This window comes from Nocardia sp. NPDC004068 (genome assembly GCF_042874315.1).
Classification (GTDB): domain Bacteria; phylum Actinomycetota; class Actinomycetes; order Mycobacteriales; family Mycobacteriaceae; genus Nocardia.
On sequence record NZ_JBIAMW010000012.1, the window covers coordinates 197,282 to 214,888 of the forward strand.

The 17,607-nt window shown below is 64.9% G+C and carries 18 protein-coding genes; 14 read left to right on the plus strand and 4 right to left on the minus strand.

Features of this window, described 5'->3' with window-relative positions; all coding sequences use genetic code 11:
• Positions 1 to 30 precede the first annotated feature (30 nt).
• The 6 genes from ACFYTQ_RS28245 (at position 31) to ACFYTQ_RS28270 (ending at position 5,548) form a co-directional block, all read left to right on the plus strand.
• Positions 31 to 1,131, plus strand: a complete 1,101-nt coding sequence (locus ACFYTQ_RS28245) for a helix-turn-helix transcriptional regulator (RefSeq protein WP_387367452.1) — start codon at positions 31 to 33, stop codon at positions 1,129 to 1,131.
• Positions 1,132 to 1,150: 19 nt separating this feature from the next.
• On the plus strand, positions 1,151 to 1,738 hold the full coding sequence (locus ACFYTQ_RS28250; RefSeq protein WP_387367455.1) for an HD family hydrolase: 588 nt from the start codon (positions 1,151 to 1,153) through the stop codon (positions 1,736 to 1,738).
• A 201-nt stretch (positions 1,739 to 1,939) separates the two neighbouring features.
• Entirely contained in the window at positions 1,940 to 3,181 is a 1,242-nt protein-coding gene (locus ACFYTQ_RS28255) for a helix-turn-helix domain-containing protein (protein WP_387367458.1), read from the plus strand.
• A gap of 194 nt (positions 3,182 to 3,375) precedes the next feature.
• Positions 3,376 to 3,693, plus strand: a complete 318-nt coding sequence (locus tag ACFYTQ_RS28260) for a hypothetical protein (RefSeq protein ID WP_387367461.1) — start codon at positions 3,376 to 3,378, stop codon at positions 3,691 to 3,693.
• 197 nt (positions 3,694 to 3,890) lie between these two features.
• Positions 3,891 to 4,700 carry a hypothetical protein gene (locus tag ACFYTQ_RS28265; RefSeq protein ID WP_387367464.1) on the plus strand — a complete coding sequence of 270 codons (810 nt, stop codon included), beginning with the start codon at positions 3,891 to 3,893 and terminating at the stop codon, positions 4,698 to 4,700.
• On the plus strand, positions 4,697 to 5,548 hold the full coding sequence (locus tag ACFYTQ_RS28270; protein WP_387367467.1) for an SAM-dependent methyltransferase: 852 nt from the start codon (positions 4,697 to 4,699) through the stop codon (positions 5,546 to 5,548). The genes ACFYTQ_RS28265 and ACFYTQ_RS28270 overlap by 4 nt, the downstream gene beginning before the upstream one ends.
• Here ACFYTQ_RS28270 and ACFYTQ_RS28275 read toward each other — a convergent pair.
• From ACFYTQ_RS28275 to ACFYTQ_RS28290, 4 genes are all read right to left on the minus strand, one after another.
• Positions 5,538 to 6,335 carry a helix-turn-helix domain-containing protein gene (locus ACFYTQ_RS28275; RefSeq protein WP_387367470.1) on the minus strand — a complete coding sequence of 266 codons (798 nt, stop codon included), beginning with the start codon at positions 6,333 to 6,335 and terminating at the stop codon, positions 5,538 to 5,540. The genes ACFYTQ_RS28270 and ACFYTQ_RS28275 overlap by 11 nt on opposite strands.
• A gap of 5 nt (positions 6,336 to 6,340) precedes the next feature.
• Positions 6,341 to 7,108, minus strand: a complete 768-nt coding sequence (locus ACFYTQ_RS28280; RefSeq protein WP_387367473.1) for a helix-turn-helix domain-containing protein — start codon at positions 7,106 to 7,108, stop codon at positions 6,341 to 6,343.
• 66 nt (positions 7,109 to 7,174) lie between these two features.
• Positions 7,175 to 8,296 (minus strand): lipase family protein, encoded by a 1,122-nt coding sequence (locus ACFYTQ_RS28285; RefSeq protein WP_387367476.1) that lies wholly within the window; start codon positions 8,294 to 8,296, stop codon positions 7,175 to 7,177.
• 224 nt (positions 8,297 to 8,520) lie between these two features.
• The gene (locus ACFYTQ_RS28290; RefSeq protein ID WP_387367479.1) at positions 8,521 to 9,423 is read right to left on the minus strand and encodes a helix-turn-helix domain-containing protein; all 903 of its coding nucleotides are present in this window, start codon (positions 9,421 to 9,423) and stop codon (positions 8,521 to 8,523) included.
• A gap of 643 nt (positions 9,424 to 10,066) precedes the next feature.
• Between ACFYTQ_RS28290 and ACFYTQ_RS28295 the strand changes: the two genes are divergently transcribed.
• The 8 genes from ACFYTQ_RS28295 (at position 10,067) to ACFYTQ_RS28330 (ending at position 17,511) form a co-directional block, all read left to right on the plus strand.
• The gene (locus ACFYTQ_RS28295; protein ID WP_387367482.1) at positions 10,067 to 11,659 is read left to right on the plus strand and encodes an FAD-dependent monooxygenase; all 1,593 of its coding nucleotides are present in this window, start codon (positions 10,067 to 10,069) and stop codon (positions 11,657 to 11,659) included.
• Between the two features lie 70 nt (positions 11,660 to 11,729).
• Positions 11,730 to 13,094, plus strand: a complete 1,365-nt coding sequence (locus tag ACFYTQ_RS28300; RefSeq protein ID WP_387367485.1) for a cytochrome P450 — start codon at positions 11,730 to 11,732, stop codon at positions 13,092 to 13,094.
• A gap of 47 nt (positions 13,095 to 13,141) precedes the next feature.
• Complete coding sequence (locus tag ACFYTQ_RS28305; protein ID WP_387367488.1) at positions 13,142 to 13,978, plus strand: hypothetical protein; 837 nt, start codon at positions 13,142 to 13,144, stop codon at positions 13,976 to 13,978.
• Complete coding sequence (locus tag ACFYTQ_RS28310; protein ID WP_387367491.1) at positions 13,975 to 14,787, plus strand: SAM-dependent methyltransferase; 813 nt, start codon at positions 13,975 to 13,977, stop codon at positions 14,785 to 14,787. The genes ACFYTQ_RS28305 and ACFYTQ_RS28310 overlap by 4 nt, the downstream gene beginning before the upstream one ends.
• A gap of 104 nt (positions 14,788 to 14,891) precedes the next feature.
• Positions 14,892 to 15,536 carry a hypothetical protein gene (locus ACFYTQ_RS28315; protein WP_387367494.1) on the plus strand — a complete coding sequence of 215 codons (645 nt, stop codon included), beginning with the start codon at positions 14,892 to 14,894 and terminating at the stop codon, positions 15,534 to 15,536.
• 2 nt (positions 15,537 to 15,538) lie between these two features.
• Complete coding sequence (locus tag ACFYTQ_RS28320) at positions 15,539 to 15,688, plus strand: hypothetical protein (RefSeq protein WP_387367496.1); 150 nt, start codon at positions 15,539 to 15,541, stop codon at positions 15,686 to 15,688.
• 169 nt (positions 15,689 to 15,857) lie between these two features.
• Positions 15,858 to 16,811 (plus strand): nucleoside hydrolase, encoded by a 954-nt coding sequence (locus ACFYTQ_RS28325; protein ID WP_387367499.1) that lies wholly within the window; start codon positions 15,858 to 15,860, stop codon positions 16,809 to 16,811.
• On the plus strand, positions 16,804 to 17,511 hold the full coding sequence (locus ACFYTQ_RS28330; RefSeq protein ID WP_387367502.1) for a hypothetical protein: 708 nt from the start codon (positions 16,804 to 16,806) through the stop codon (positions 17,509 to 17,511). Before ACFYTQ_RS28325 ends, ACFYTQ_RS28330 begins: the two co-directional genes overlap by 8 nt.
• The last annotated feature ends 96 nt before the right edge of the window (positions 17,512 to 17,607 follow it).

Here is a 17,607-nt window from a genome sequence, read left to right on the forward strand (position 1 = left end):
GAACACCGATCCGGCCCCGCTGAGGAAACCATGCGCGCATCGCACGAAACCCTGCCTCCCGGTCAGGGTTTCGGCTCGATCTCCGGTTACGTGCTCAAGCTGCTGCGTGAGGCAGCCGACCTCACCCAATCCCGGCTCGCTGAACTCCTCCGCGTCGATACCACCACCGTGTCGGGATGGGAATCCGGGCGCCGGTCCCTGGCCTCGGTGCGGGCCGGAGACCTCGCCCGGCTGCGGGCCTTGCTCACCCGCCACGGTGCCCCGCCCGACGCCGTTGCACTGCTGGCGGCCGCGATGGACGCTGACCTGGTTGTCGGCGACATTCTCGCCGCCACCGACAGCCATGATCTCGCCGCGCATCCGCTCGCGTCGGGAGTACATCAGCGCACCCTCGCCAGCCTGATCACATGGCCGGTCAACGGTATTGCGCCGCCGCCGCTCGCCGGGCTGGCCGCCCGGCGCGGGCGCGGGCCCCGTCCGGGCGCTCCACAAATCAGTGCCGAACTGCGGCGCGAATTCTTCGATCGGCTCCGCGCCACCGCCGACCGCGCCCATCGCCCCGCCGATATCCTGCTGCGCCGCCAGGCCACCTACCTACTCGGATTCGACCAACACCCGGACTCCGAAACCTGGATCACCGGCCAAGCTCTGCGCCGACTGCACACCTCACCGCACGACGCCGCGCCGACCCGGCTCGCTATGCGATCCGCGGCGATCACCCTGGCCAGCCACGGCGACCCGGACCCGTTGCGCCACTACGTTTCCCAGCTCGCCGACGATCACTCTCAGCAGCTCACGAACTTGCTGTACTGGGCATACTGGGTCGGCGAGATCGGGAACGTGACCTACCCCGACGACACCACGATGGTCGGCATCGACCCACATAGCTGGACAGGCCGAACCCTGCTGCTACACCTCACCCGGCGGATAGAGCCGGGAACAGATCACATCGACCTCTACATCCGAACCCTCGCCGACCTGATCTCCAGCCACCCGCACCTGCTCGACGAACCGGTGCTGCGCGCCCGCACCATGGCCACAGTCGACCTCATCGACGGTGACCCCGCATTGACCATCCCGGCCCGCCGGACCCTCGATAACGTGGGCTACGCAGTACGCCTCCGACGATGACGCGACGAAGGAACTCAATATGGACGCCATCCAGCAGCTCGACTCCGACACTGCCCGCGAAATCGCGGCGTTCGCCTTCGAGCTGGGTGTACTCAAACGCGAAACCCGCAAAGGATGGATCGACGCGTGCGTGCCGAGCCCAGAGTCTGTCGCCGACCACACGTGCCGGACAGCGCAACTCGCGGCCCTGATAGCCGCCTACGAAGGCGGCGACCCCGCCCGCGCCGCACACCTCGCAGTGTGGCACGACAGCCAGGAAACACGGCTGCGCGACCTCAACCAGGTCGCCAAACCGTTCCTCGGCAAACCCGACCACCAAGCCGTCACCGCCACCCAGACCTCCGCGCTGCCCCAGATCCTGGCGACATTGCTCCGCGACACCGTCGCCGAGTTCGAGGCACAAGCCACCACCGAAGCAGTCTGCGCCCGCGATGCCGACCGGCTCGAATGCCTCATCCAGGCGCTCGAATACCAGGCTGCAGGTAACACCCTCATGAGCGAATGGATCACCAGCTCCAAAGACCGGCTGAAGACCACCACTGCCCACCGCATCGCTGAAGCCGCGATGACCACCTCAGTCCTGAAGTGGCGCACCACAATGGGCTGACCGCTTGATGCGATCAGGTGATCGTATGCCGTGCTGACCGTGGCTCCGTAAGGGAAGGCCATCCACCACGTACCGGAGTGCCTCTCGACGGAGGAACTCGGCACGTACCCCCGGATCGAGTCATGCACCAAAAGGGATCTCCCCTGGTGTGGGAGCGACACGCATGTGGCTGGCTGGCTTTGTGTCCGTTAGGTTTGGGGGGTGCTCGATGACATGAGCGGATTGCGCACAGGCGAGCGCATCCAAATTCTCCGCGAGCGGAGGGGGCTCACCCGCCCGGTTCTGGCCGGGCTAGTCGGCATGTCACCGTCCTGGTTGAAGGGCATTGAGCGGGGCACCCGGCTTCCTCCCCGCCTCCCGATGCTGGTCAAGCTCGCTGAAGCTCTTGGTATCGGCGATGTGGTCCTTCTCGCGGGTACGGACATGGACATTGGGGGCTCCCCATCAATTCCGGTGCGTTCGTTTGGTCATATTCCCCACGATGCTCTCCCCGCTATACGTGAAGCAGTTCGGGAACCTTTGCTTCGTACTCCCGATTCCCAAGTCGATGTTCCTGCACTGGCTGCGCGCACTGCCGACGCTTGGCATTTGTGGCATCAATCGCCCAATCACCGAACCGACGTCGGCCGCATCCTCCCTCGATTGATCACGGATGGTCGAACCGCCGTGCGCGTGAACGAAGGCGAAGCTCGTCGTCGTGCAAACGAAATTCTTGCCGACATTTATGCTTTGACTCAGCACGAGGTCGTCTGGGCCAGTGAAACAGAGCTTGTTTGGATCGTTGCCGATCGCGCGATGGCGGCGGCTCAGGATGCTGATACGCCTATTGCCTTGGCCGGAGCAGCGTGGACCATGGGGATGGTGCAGCGCACGACAGGAGATACGGACGCTGCATTGACGCTTGTCAACGAGGCCGCAGAACTTCTCTTGCCTCGCTTGCCAGAGTCAGGCGATGAGGTGCGGGCGATGTACGGTGCGCTCCAGTTGCACGCGGCAACCACTTCCGCCCGTGCTGGTAGGGAAGGTGATGCGTGGCGGTATTGGGATCAAGCTAAAGATGCTGTCGAAAAGATTGCACCGAATTACCATCATCCATGGACAATGTTTGGCAATTCCAACGTGCAGCTACATGCTGTTTCTATTTCTGCCGATCTATCCAAGTCCAATGATGCCCGTATTCATGCAGAACATATCGACCCTGATTCGATACCGAGTCGCGAACGACGCGGGCGACTTGGTGTAGAGATCGCTCGAAGCTATCATCAGCGACGCGATTTCGCAGCCATGATTCATTGGCTTGAGTACGCATTTCGAACAGCCAACGACTCAGTCCAATATTCGCCTTCCGCCCGGCAAATGACAGTCGACGCGGTCGACCACGGCGGCGCTCTCATCGGTCATCGGGCGCGATCACTCGCAACCAGTATCGGCATCACCCTCTGACGCTAGTTCTGCTTTCGGCTCGCCAAGGCCCTTGTGTCTAACACCTGGGTACTCATCGGTGCACCACCAAGTTCGTTTCGGCGCACTCTGTACCCCTCGTTAACAGGGGCGCACTTTGCACCCCTTGGCCGGGTGTCGTTCCGACAGGGTTGATCTGACACGCCCTATTCGAGCTAGCGAGCGGAGGAGTTCCGATGCTCCTGTACGAAACCGTGGGCCGCGCCCGCCACCGCACCAATCTCGGAGACAAGACAGCGGTGTGGGAGGTGTACGACGGCGTTCCGCGGATCCTGTTCCTCCACGACCACACCAGCGGACGCGCCGCCTACCTCTGGCCCGACAAGCCATTGCCCGGCTACCCCACCGGACACATCTCGTTCGATCCCGACGACTACCCGACTCTCGCGACCGCAATCAGCCTGCTTCCGCAATACGAGGAAACCCTCTGGGAGGCGGTCCGCGTCGAACATCGAGCAACTGAAATCAGTCGCGACAACGGTAGAACTGAATGAAAATCTGGGTTCAGACTGGGTCAGAGAATTCTTGTGATCACAAAGCTTTTATAGCGCGGAGTCGTAATGCCCCTCAAGGCTGAAGCACCCCCTCGCTCGGCCCCACTCTTTAGACTCAGACATTTTCTAGCGCTATCAGTGATTTTTCCTTTTGTTGGCGATTCGTGAGGCCCCACTCTCGAAGGAGGACCTGAAAGGTGATCGTAGATCCATCGCCACTACGTCGGCGTTTGGTTCTTGTGGATATTGGTGCTGGATTCAGCGTCGGCAGCGCAGCTGCCGTCACTCTAGCGGCTCGAACAGTCGAAAGTCTCGTCCTGGTGACACAAGCCGGGATAAATCAAGGCGAGCATTCCACCTGGACACGACTTCTGGAGCGATTGGACCGTGCCGACGTTTCTTTCATTTCTGATTATCGGACAGGCGACGGCGAATTGCACCCTCCCGTTGAGGAACTCATAGACTATATCGCCACTGCGGCCAATTCAGCGGCCCATGCGATAGTTTGGATGGGATTTGGCGCAATGACCAACCTGGGGCGTGTCCTTGACGCTCGCCCGGACCTTGCAGGCGAAATGCACGTTACTCAATTGGGTGGGCGTCTCGACAGCGCGGACGGCGGGAACGACGTATCACGCAATCTTCGGCTGGATCCCCGGTCGGCCCAGCTGGTGCTTCAATGGGCAGGCTTGCCGCGTTTCGTGCTTGACGAGCACGCCGAGGCTTTTGCAAATCTGATCACCGCGACCTCGCCCCTTTATCGGCAACTTGCGACCTCGAAGACTCCGTGGGTCGAGGAGCCGCAGGTGGCAGATGGCCCTTGGATGCGGGAAGCGTTGACTGTATCGGCCGCCCTGCAACAACCATATGTCCATTTTCGAACGGAAAAGGTAGTCATCGACGCCGATGGTCAGCTTCGAATCGATCCCACCGGGAACGAGGTCGAAGTGACGAGCCGGATCGATTACGAAGGGCTTCTGCTGTGGCTGGCTGCGGCGCTGCGATGACCAGCTACCCGCCGTCGACAACCGAGGCCATGGTCTGGAACAGCGAATTCTCCGCCAGAGTGAGAGGAGGTCCGGCGCATTCCGCGCGTATCTACGACTACTTTCTGGGCGGTGTAGAGAACGCGGAGATCGATCGTCACGCCGCGAATCAGCTCACGCAAGTTATTCCGTCGGTGGGCGAGAACGCTAAAGCGAATCGGGCGTTTATGCATCGAGCTGTGAGATTTGCCGCCGAACGAGGTGTACGGCAGTTTCTGGACATCGGGACCGGGGTTCCCCTTGAGCCGAATGTCCATCAGATCGCTCAGAGCGTCGATCAGACATGCAAGGTCGTATACGTTGATTACGATTCGGCGGTCCTAGCGAACCCGCGCGGGCTTCTGAATAGCTCGCCGGAGGGGCGCACCGCGTTTATACAGGCCGATGTCACCGACCCTATGACGATATTAGACTCCGCTCCTCTGCGTGCCGGAGTGATCGACTTGTCGCAGCCAGTGGGGTTGAGTCTGATCGCCGTTATGCATTTCATAGACGATGACGAGGTGGCACGTAATTCAGTCGCAGTGTTGCTGAACGCGCTCGCGCCGGGTAGCTACATGCTGCTCAGTCACGCTACCCCGGACTTCGCACCCGATGAAATGCGTGCCGCCGAGCGGTGTTGTCGGAAATTTGGCGTGCCGCTACGGTCTCGAACCCGCACACAGATAGGACGCTTCTTCGAGGACACGCATCTCATTGAGCCGGGCCTGGTCCGTGTGAATCGCTGGCCCAGCCTGGCGGCCGATCCCGCGCAAGGCATTGTGGATGACAGCATCCATATCGTCGCCGGGGTCGCGATCAAGCCCTGACAGATTGTCCACTCGGCGGAGGGTCGTCGAAGGTGGCGGAGACGAAGAATACGTCGCTACGATCGGAGAACTCACTGATATCAGGGCTCAGTGTGACGGGCCTTTTTGCGCCCGGGATATTGATACGGATTTCGGTGGGTCCGACGTGTCCGTAGGCGACTTGGAGGCCGGTGTCGGCCCAGAGTTGGTTGAAGTCCGGGAACTTTCGTAGTTTGCGAAGCAGTGCTCGCGCTTGGGGTGTGTCGCGGTATCGGCCCAGGAGCATCCGGAGGACGGTGACGGCGCGATGGGCCTCATAGTGCCAGTGGTCGATGGTGTGGCGGCCCTGGGGAGTGAAGAACCAGACCGCGAGGTTGCTGTCCGCCTCTGGCAAGCCGGGCAGGATGCGCTGGAACAGCTGGTTCGACCGCAGCACGGTCGACAGGGGGTCGGCGTAGGCGGCGAGCGTGGCACGGATGGAGAGGTGGTCGAGGTGGGCTTGAATGCCGGGGTGGGAGACGAGTTGTCGCAGGTCGTCGGGGTGGGGCAGGGGGGCGGATGGTTCGCGTAGGTCGTGGATGTGGCGCTGCTGGCTGTGATTGAGCCGATATACGTGCGCCAATTTGTTGACGACCTCACGAGAGGGGATCCGGTGGCCGTGCTCGATGGCGTTGACGGCAGAGCTGCTGATCTCCGCTTCGCGGGCGGCGGATTCGCGGCTGAGGTTCAGCCGGGTGCGTGCGTACCACAGTGAGGCGCCGAGGCTCGGCATCTCGGCGGGGGCGGAGCTGCGGCCGGATGGACCCATGGCGGTCAGGGCTGCCTGATGGCCAGGCAGTGCCGGACCGCGGGCACGCAGGCGTCGTAGCCGACATGTACGGCCGCGCAATAGGTTTCGCCGCTGTGGGTGTCGCGGAGGTGGAGGAGATCGGCGGGGCTGTGCCCGTAGGCGGCGGCGAGTCCGGCGGTCCAGATCGCGGAGAAGGCCGGGATGCGCGACAAATGCCGAATCAGGTCGACGCAGCGGGGTGAGGCGCGGTGGCGTCCGATGGCCGTGCGCAGAGTGGCGACGAAAAAGGCGCTCGCTTGGTCCGGGTGGACGAAGATCCTGGCCGCGGGGTCGTCACTGAAGTGCCATCGGGCGAGGTTGTGCTGATGTTGGTCGACGCCGGGGACAGCGCGGTGGAAATGCTCGTTCGCGGCGATCACGTACCAGAGCGGATCGAGGTAGGCGAAGGCGATACCGCGCTGGTCGTAGCGAGCCAGGCGAGCGCGGCGGGCCGGGCTGTCGAGACGGGCGCGCAGTTCCGGGAGCGAAGCCAGCGTGGTCGGCGGGAGCGCGAGTTCGTGGGTGTGGCGGGCTTGGGCGACGGAGAGGTTGTATCCGTCGACGAGCCGCTCGAGCAGGTACTGGGAGGGTGCACCCCGGTTGGTTTCGAGGTTTTTCAGGCTGGCCACGCCGACGTGGAGCTGCTCGGCGGCGGCGGGCCGGGTCAGTCCTCGGCCGGTTCGGAGTTGCCGCGTCCAACCGCCGATGTCGGGGAGGCCGGGGACGGCGCGAGCCCGGTGGTCGGTTTTCACAATGCTCCTTCCATGGCGAGACAAGGCGGAACACAACGGAGGGGGCGACGGGCCACGGGCGCTGTGTCAGTGCCGGGCGGTGGGTCCGTGCGCAGCGTGAGCTTGGAGATGGTCCAGGGCGGTGGTGACACCCGCTGCGGCGGCACCGCGGTGGCCTGTGGGGTATTCGCGCCAGGCGACGTCCACGCCGAGTCCGCGGTAGCGAGCGGCCAGGCGAAATCCTTGCTCGGCGGGGACCAGCACGTCGTCGACGCCGTGGTAGAGAAGGACCGGAACCGACGGCACCGACTCGGTGCCGCTGACTTCGCGGGCCAGGACGAATCGCCACATCGGGTCCTCCCAGGGATCCGGTCTGGCGCACCACTGCCCCAACGGCTGGCGGTAACGCTTCCACAACGTCGCGATGGTCGCGGTGGCTGCGGTCTCCACGACGCCGCGACTGGCCGCCGTGAGCTGGTGCAGCAGCGGCAGGTGGCTGTAGGCCGTCGCCAACCCGATCAGTCCGGCCAGACCCAACCCTGCCCACGGGCGGTGGTCGAGGTGGTCGGCCATCGCGCCGGGGTCACTGACCACCGCTCCGGCCGCGAGGCCCCGGACGGCGACGTCGGCGGCGTAGTCGAGGTGATGCTCGGCGACCGCGACGGCGGTGCGCCCCCCGTCCCCGTAGCCCCACACCACGACCGGTGTGTCCGTAGTAGGGCCGTTGGGCAGGCGGGTCGCGGCGCGGGCCAGGTCCAGGGCGGTGTAGGCGGCGGCGCGGGTGGCCAGCCAGGTGTGCGGCTTCCCCAGATCGATGCCGAGGTTCTCGCCGTCGGGGATCGACACGGTCCAGCCGCGCCGCAACGCGGCGGAGATGCGACTGATTTCGGGTTCGCTGCCCCGCGCCAGCAGCTGAGAGGGCGCGCACGACGGCCCGAGACCGCGGAAGGCCGGGCAGAACACCAGCAGGAGGCGCTCGGCGGTGTGCGTCTGCTGCGGTATCAGTACCGTGCCCGACGCGGGGATGGTCTCCAGATACGACTGCGAAGAGACATACACCACCTGGATGGCGGTGACATCGTCTGGTAGCTGCGGGGCCTCGATCGCACGGCTTCGCAGAATCGTTCCCCGATCCGTTCCGGGCGGGATCACCGGAATGTGATAGAACTCGTCGGCCTCTTGACCGAGGCGGTGCGTGGAGTCGGTCATAACGCGCTCCTCAACCGAGAAGACGAGCGATCGATAGCCGAAAGTGCGCACGCAAAGATTCTTCCGAGACGGTTACTCACACAAATCTCCCAATGACCGGCGGACCAAGTCCACTAACAATTCACCCATGACCGGTGACTGACCGATTCCCTTACCCTTCATAGACCGATGAATTCCCGTCAGGCGAACAAAACCGTTACCCAGCGGCAAGCGAGGCCGCGCAGTCATCGAAACATCTTTTGGCCCCCGTAACCAGGATTCGTAGTGATGCTGACAGCATCAATGCTGTCAGCATCGTCGGGGCGTAGCTGGGGCCACCTGGAAATCAGCCGTCGCGGCGGCACCTTGCGAGGGTAGGCGGTGAACAGCGCCATTCCAGCTTCGCCGACCACCGTGCGATGAATGGTCGCCGAGCGGATTCCGGTGTCAGGATCTCGATACACCATGCAGTGATCGATCGGCCGCAGGTACGTCACCTCGGTGAGCGCACTCCACCGCCGAATGAACTCCTCGCTGGTGCTCAGACTGCGCAGCAGGCGATGAAGTCGGCGACTCGATCGAAACCGGCCCGCCGAGCGCTGCAGGGCTGATACGGCGAAGTCGGCTTCAGCGGGCCAGTCCAGAAGCACCTCGGATGCGCTCGGGGTGAAGCACCACGACACGTAGTTTCCTACCTCGAGCAGGCCGGGCATCAGAAGAGCCGGGTCCGCATTGGAGGCCAGCACCTCCGCGACCGGATCCAGCAGGACCGCGGGCACTCGTATTGCCGACAGATCGGCCAAATGCCATGTGAGACCTTCCATCTCGGCGACCTGGCGTCGAAACCACTCGACAGAGGGAAGATCCAGCGGATCGGCCAGCAGGTTGCGCGCGTGACCCGCCTGCGCCGCGGTCATGCCGTACCCCGCGATGATGCTGTCGAGCATCTCCGGACTCGGGCGACGCCTGCCGGATTCGATTTGGCCGAGATACACCGTGCTCAAAGCGATCATCGAGGCCGCATCCGTCCGGTCGAGCCCCCGCTGCTCGCGAATCTGGCCCAGGAAAGTCGACAAGACCGGTACCCGAACGAGTTCGGGTCGCCCGAGTAGCGCCTCCTCGCCTGCCCCGCGGTCGGAATCTGCCAATGTGCCCTCCGTAGCTCACGCCGCGCGAGGGTTCCTACCGATTACGCCGCCCGGTGCGCACGCCATCTCGACCGCCGATACGGCGGGCAGACCCTCACGCTGTCTGTTCACCCCTGCTTTTCGCGATTGGCAATGCGAAAACAGACCTCCCCCAGGCGATTCCACACATACCAGACCCCTCAACCTCCGGCAATTTCCTTTACAAACCCACACCCTCGTCCACCAGGCACACGACACCCTTACCGCTACGCTCGGGCACCAGAGCTTGGAAACAGGAGTATTCCTGGCCGTTCGCCGTATTCCTCGGCTGCTGAACGCGGGCCGGTCACGCCGCCCGCACACCCCGAGGAAACCTCACACGTACGCACCCGACGCCCGACTTATACGTAGGTTTCCCAATCTTCTACGTAGCAGCGTCAACGGGGAACGGCCCCTCGTCGGTAACCGCTCTCGAACTGCCTGATTCCAACTCGACACCACAATTGCGACGCTGAAGCGGTCAGAGATCGATCCGGCCCGACAGGAACAGCACTCACGACCGTTGCGGGACTCACGCCCGACCTTTCCCACCGGTTCGTCAACATGCACGGCGGACTCCGCGGTCGGCAGCGCGTGCCCGAATCTGTGCGGAAAGAGGTTTCCCATGTCCCGAACATCCACACCAGTTCTCATTGTGGGTGCAGGTCCTGCCGGGCTGTCTGCCGCGATAGAGCTGACTCGTTGGGGCGTTCCCGTCGACGTTATCGACAGCGCCGAGGAGTCGAATCCGCAGTCCAAAGCTTTCACAATTCAACCTCTCACAGCGGAATGGCTCTCCTCCATCGGGTTGAGCGACGACTTCCAAGAACGTTGCGTGCGGATGAGATCGATGGATTACCGGTTCGCAAACAAGACCGACAAGATCGCTCGGCTGGATTTCGAGGCTCTCGCCGATACACGGCACCGCTACGTGATGGCGATTCCGCAGAGCACGACCGAGGCCCTGATGCGCGGGTGGCTCTCCGCGCACGGGGTCACCGTGCGCTGGGGGACGACCCTCCGCCACGCCCGCCAGGACCCCGAGGGGGTGACCGCCGTACTGTCCCGGTCGGACGGCACCACCACCGAGGTGCGCACCGAATGGTTGATCGGTTCCGACGGGTTGCGATCCACGGTCCGGGGTCTGCTGGGGCTCAAATTCGAGGGAACGACGTACGCGGGCCGCACACGCATGATGGACGCGCCGGTGGCTGATCTCAAGCTGGACGGGGACCGCATCCATTATCTGATCGACGAGGCGGGGATGCTGCTGCTGAGCAGGTTGCCCGGCGACACCTACCGGGTCTTGCTCAGCGAGCCAGGGGGCACCGCTCCGACCGACAGGGTGATCGCGCAAGCCGAATTTCAGCGCGTTCTGGATCGGCATACGATCGGTGCGTCCATCGGCCGTCCGGTTTCGACGAGCATTTTCACGATTTGGCGGCGCGACTGTCCGGGATATCGGCGCGAGCGGATCTTCCTCGCCGGAGATGCCGCGCACATCCACAGCATCGCCGGGGGCCTGGGCCTCAATGCCGGTGTCCAGGACGGAATCAACCTCGGCTGGAAACTCGGATTGGTCGCGATGGGCAGCGCGAGGCCGTCGCTGTTGGACACCTATGAGCAGGAGCGGCTACCGCTCGACGCGCAGGTCATGACGGTCGCTGACAAGCTGCACCGCATTCTGATGGATCATTCTCGGCCATTGGCCGATCGGATCGCCCTCGTCGAGGAGCCCCATTTCCTCGAGACCGCCACCTCGAGAATCGCGGGTCTCGGATACACCTACCGCGACGTCGTCGAGGCCGCTCCCGACGCTCCCGCCCTGGCCGACCTCGCCGCGGGTGACCGCGCCCCGGACGTCCCCCTCGAACCGCGCGGTCACGCCCGCGTACACGACCTGCTGAACAAGAACACCGGATACACGCTGCTCACTCTTCACCGCAGCCAGCCCGAGCCCGCCACCCTCGCCCTGATCGACCGCATCCAACGGCGCTACCGCGGCCGAGTCCACCCCGTGACGCTGCACACCTCCACACCGGCCGCGTGCGGTGCGGGCAGTGGTTCGCGCCCGGCCCCTCCGAACGTTCACACCGTGTACGGAGCGCCCGACACCGACGTGGCGTGCCTGATCCGTCCCGACGGCTACCTCGCGGGCCGCGTCCCGATCTCCCGCCAGGACGCGCTGCTCACCCACCTCGAGGCCGTCCTCACCTGATCGCAACCGGTGCCGCGCTCGCAGGTCCACCGCGTCAATTGCCGTGCCTCTCTTCCCTTTTGGAGCCTCGATGGATGATTCCGACGTTCCCGCAACGCCGTCGGCTGGAGCCGGTCGCTGCCCGGCCGGGCACGCGTCGCCCGTGGATGTAGGCGACGAGCTGGTGCCGCTGTACGCCCCCGACTTCGCGCAAGATCCTCACGGGGTCTACCGGGAGATGCGGCGTCGGTTCGGGTCGTTGGCCCCGGTGGAGCTGGCCCCCGGCGTCGGCGCGACCCTGGTGCTCGGCTACCACACCGCGCTGCGGATCCTCAACGATCCCGACCACTTCCCGGCCGACCCGCGCACCTGGCAGAAGTCCGTGCCCGCGGACTCGCCGGTGCTCCCGATGATGCGCTGGTATCCGGCCGCCCGCTACAACAGCGGCCTCGCCCACCTGCGCTATCGGGAGCCTTCCCGCGCCGCCATCGACGCGATCGACCTGCACGCCCTGCACCAGATCCTCGAGGACCACGCGGTCACCGTGATCAACGGCTTCTGCGAATCCGGGGAAGTCGACGTGCTCGGCGAGTACGCCCGCCCGCTGGTCCTGCGGATCCTCAACCACGTGGTCGGTTGCCCTCCGGAGATCGGGGAGCGGGTCGCGGCGGGGATGGCGGCGCGCTTCGACGCCGGGGCCGCCGCCGAGGACGGGATGCAGTTGCTGCACACCGCGCTGATGGATCTGATTCGGCACAAGCGCCGGGCACCCGGCCCGGACATGACCTCGATCCTGATCTCCCACGAGCACGGCCTCAGCGACGACGAGGTGTGCGCGCAGCTGATGAGCATCTACGGCGCCGGTGTCGAGGCCGTTCCGAATCTGATCACCAACACGGTCCTGTTGATGCTCACCGACGACCGGTTCGGGGGCAACCTCCTCGATGGGAGCTTGTCCACCCGCGACGCCCTGGACGAGGTGCTGTTCAAAGACCCCCCGATGGCGAACTTCTGCACCACCTATCCCCGCCAGCCCACCCTCCTCGACGGCACCTGGCTGCCCGCCCACAAGCCCGTCGTGATCAGCATCGCCGCCTGCAACAACGACCCCGCAATCACCGCCGGGGAGCGGACGGGCAACCGGTCGCACCTGGCGTGGAGCGCCGGACCCCACCGCTGCCCCGCCCGCCACCCGGCCTACCAGATCGCCCAGGACGCCATCGACCAGCTGCTCGACGCGCTGCCCGACCTCACCCTCGCCCGCCCCCAAGCCGAGCTGCACTGGCGGCCGGGCCCGTTCCACCGCGCCCTCTCCGCGCTGCCGGTGACCTTCAAACCCGCACCGCTCCTGCCGACCGGCCTCTACAGCTTCAACCCCACTGTCGATCACGCGGCGTTGGTCACCGCGGCCCTGAGAGATCTGCCCCGTCCCGCCTATCGCAACCGAAACCGCTAGTCCTCCATCCATTTTCGCGACGAAACCCGACAGGACGACCGACGACGATGTTGCTGCTGACCGACCATCCCGGATGGCTGACCGCCGAGAACGGGACGACCCACTACCGGGCCGTCACCTCGCGCGGCCAGGCCACGCTGCTGACGGTCACGGCGGAGAGCACAGGCTCGGGCGCCCACGTCGATTTCGGCGGCGTCGACGTCGTGTTGCGTACCTTCACGGTGCCCCGGCGGGTCCCCACCGAGCTGGCCGGGTTGGCCGAGGTTGGCTCTGTCGCGCACGTAGCGGTGCCGAATCTGTGGGAAGCGGTGGCGGGCGGAATCTTCCGGTGCGCCGACACCGCCGACCGCGGGCACCGGCTGTGGGCCCGGTTCTGCCAGGAACACGGCGACCACGTCAGCCGCGACGGCCTGACCGCGTGGACGTTCCCCGCTCCCGGCCGCCTGCTCGCGCTCCCGCCCAGCGCGGTCGTCACGATCGGCACCAGTCTCCCTCTCGACGCGTTGCGCGCCGCCGCGCAGGCGTGCCTGGCGTACGGGCAAGAATGGGAAACCTACCCTCCCGCAGCGCTTTTGACCCACCTACGCGCAGTGCTGTGCGTCGGGCCGACCGCGGTGGGCGTCGCCGTCGCCGACTACACCGGCGACTACACCCTCCGCCCGCTCGACCCCACCCTGCGCACGGCCATCAGGCACCTCGTCCCCGGCGTGTCCTGGCCGAACGGCAGCGAGTTCGGGTCAGTCTGGTACGCCCTCACCGAGGGCGCGCACGCCACATACAACGCGCTGCTGTGCGCATGGGCGCAAGAGCATGGAAACCTCATGCGCCCAACAGAACTCGGCCCAGAGTCTGTCGCTCAGACCGGCGTGGAGGGCGGCCCGTGACCGACTCAGTCACGTTCGATCGCGCCCCCCAGGGCGTCAGTCCGGCACAGCCCCATTCGGCGCGGATCTACGACTACCTGCTCGGCGGGAAAGACAACTACGAAGCCGACCGCGCAGTCGCCCAACGCCTCCTGTCCATCGCCCCCGATACGAGAACCCTGGCCTGGTTCAGCCGCCAATTCCTGCTCTACGCAACCCGCGTCGCCGCCGAGGCCGGGATCCGGCAGTTCCTCGATCTCGGGTCCGGCTTCCCGACCGAGCCTCACCTGCACGAGATCGCACGAACGATTTGCCCCGATGCGCGCGTCGTCGCGGTCGACTACGACCCAGTCGTGGTCGCCCACACCGCCGCCCTGCTCGAGCACCAGGTGACAGCCCTGCTGATGGACGCCCGCGACCCCGAGGCACTCATCGACGAGGTCCGCTCGACGAAGGTGATCGACTTCGATCAGCCGGTGGCCGTGCTGATGGTCGGTTTGCTGCACTACATCACCGACGACGAGAACCCCGGCGACATCATCGCCCGTTTCCGCAAACACATGGCCCCGGGAAGCTATCTCGCGCTCACCCATGTCACCACCGACGACACCGACCCCCGCATCATCCACCAAACGACGACCGACACCCGGGGCAGTCCCGCACAGGTCCAGTACCGATCCACCGCGGCAGTGCGTGACCTCCTCGAGGGCTTCGACATCCTCGGCCCCGGAATCGCCCCCGTCCAACAGTGGCTCGGCGGTGACATCCCCGCGACGAGGCTGACCCTCCTCGGCGCAGTCTGTCGCACCCGGCAGCCCCTCACGAGCTGACAGTCGCTCGGATGTGGATCTGCTCGACATGGTCAATTCCCCTCGACTTCAACCGGTTTGCGCCACTGCCAGCCCCCATTCACCCCCCTTGAAAGGAAGCGAATTTGAGTGAGAAGGATTCTCGCCGAGCACATCCTGTCGGCGTCGCCTACCTCTCCCTCGCGGTGCTTTCGGCCGCCATCGAGGCGTGGAACGTGCGACAGGTAGCGGAAAAGATCTATACGCGCGGGCGGGACGAGGGTTTCGGCCGGGGCGGAGCGGTCCTGATCACCCTCCTGGGCTGCGGAGTCGCCGTCGTTTTCCTGTCCGCCTTGTGGCCGGTTCGCCTCGCAAGCGGCGTCCACCGCCTGCGTCTCCACGGCCACCGATCCCGGTCGACGGTCTCCCCCCGGCCAATGACGGGACGAGGGATTCGCGGAGTGAAGCGGCGGCCCGTCGAATGGAGTTCCACGCGAGACGTCCTTCACAAGCTGAGTGTCCAGTACAGCGAGGAATACGCCGCCTTCCTGATCGACGCGGTCGGGCAGTGTTCCACCGATATGGACGGCGCTGTGTCCGCTCTGGAATGCGCCGAAACCATCCTGACGCAGCGGGGCTTCGACCGAGCGTCCGCGAAGGAAATGGTCATATCGCACAGCCGAAACCTTCACGCCGCGATCGAAATCGACTCGTCACCGGACAGCGATGGAGACATCGTCGTGGACCTGGATTCCCTGTACCTCGGTGCCCGCGCGGAGTCGCAGGAATGAGTATGAAGTCGACATCACGTGAAGTGGCGGTGTTGTTCTGCGCCGCAGTCTTTTTCATCGCCGTCCGTGAAATGGTCGGTGTTGCCCAGGGGTTGGCGTACCTGTTCAGCCGATCTTTCGATCACAGCGGCGGCCTCGACCGGGACGAATGACCGAACAGTTCTGTCCCCCAATCGAACCGAGATTCCGCGCGTCCACATCGGCTGCGCCAGCTCCAGCCGTCGACAGCTCCCGGCTAGGCCCGGGACAGCCAACGCCGGACGGGCGCTGAGTTGACCCGAAACCACAGTAACCCAACAACTTTTGAAAGCAGCAGAACCGATGTCTTCGACCGCACCGACGCCGTGGTACTGCGAGACCGCGGCCACGCCGATCGCTCGCGCGCGCACGATCGTGCTCGACACCGATCTGGGGCACGACCCCGATGACGCGATCAACCTGATCGCCGCCGCCCGCACCATCACAGATTTGACCGTCTTCACCTGCGACGAGGTCTTCGGCGATCTGCGAGCCCGGATGGGCAAGGCGATGCTCGGCGCCCTCGGCCGGGACGACGTCCAGGTCGTCGCGGGGGTCGACCTGGGGGCGAGCCGGATGGCGATGGACTACGAAACTGTGGCGGGTTGGCCGCAGGTGTCGACCCCGCCGCTGGTCGAGGTGGTGCGCGAGCTGTGCGAGCGCAGCAGCGAGCCGCTGCTGTGGGTGGGCTGTGGCCCGCTGAGCAGCCTGGCCCAGGTCCGCAACCTCGCCCCGGACCTGCTCGATCACATCCAGCTCGTGCAGATGGGTGGGTGGCTCGACGGCAGCCGCTACCGCAATTCCACCCGCGCCAGCCACAACCTGCGCGTCGACATCCCCGCCGCGCGCGCCGTGCTGGGAACCATCGCGTCACCGCGGCTCGTGCTGTCCGAGCACACCGGCGTCCCCGCCATCCGAGTGACTCCGCGCTGGCCGCTCTACCAGCGATTGACCGCGCCCGACGCACCCGACTGGGCGCGCATCGCCGGAACGAACTTCGCGATCTGGTGCCGCTCGCGCGACGGCAGTTGGATGCACGACCCGCTCACCCTCGCCGAAGCCCTCGGGAAGAGGTTCGTGCCGTTCGAACACGCCGCCATCCGCATCGACGAGCACGGGCTGCTGCACCGCGACCAGGAGAACGGCCAACCGATGCTGGTCAGTACCGACCCCATCGACTACCACCCGTTCCTCGACTGGCTCGACGTGGTGACCGCGACCGGCCCGACAACCCCTGACGAGAGACACGATGGGTGATAAAGATCTAGGTGAAAGCCCCGACTCCGACATCAATAACAGCGCGAGGCGTCCGGGTCGACGGCGCGCGAGGTGGAAAACACTCGCTCTCGCCATCACAACAGCAGCCCTCGCCACCCCAGTGGTCGCGGCGCTGATGGTTGTCGTAATGCTGGTGAGAGAATTAGCCAAAGACCCATATCCCTACTACGTGCCGTACGGGCCCACCTACGAATACCTTACGGAAGACCTGGCGATGCAGCGCATCGTCCACTACCTCCAGCAAACCGCCGATGACGTCGGTGTCAGTTTCTCGTTGACACCGAGCGAAGGCAGCTGGGGCCGATCATTCAGTGCAGACGTAAGCGAAAACTGTTATACGGGGTACAGGTTGCACGGACCCCAGCAAGTGCGACTTTTCATGTGGGTTAATGGAGTGCCCTGGAAACAAGCGGACGAAGTCTACGACCGCTTGCGCGATCTGTGGACATCCTGGCCGGGCTGGAAATCACACGGGGAGACGGGATCGAACTCGTGGGCCGCCGCCAAATCCCCGGACGGCTACATCCTGTCTGTCACAAATCCCCACCTGGGCGACGGGTGGCTCTCCGTCCAGGCGACATCACCATGCTACCTCTATCGAGATTCGAGCTCTCCCACACAATCACTTCACCCGTACCCGGACAAAAAACTACCGGATATCGTGCCCGCCGCGCGCTGAGAATAAATAGACGACGACCACCTGAATCGCGAATGGCTCACCGCTGATCAAGAACCATCTTCATACTCACCGAGAAGGGGGAACGCGCCATGCACA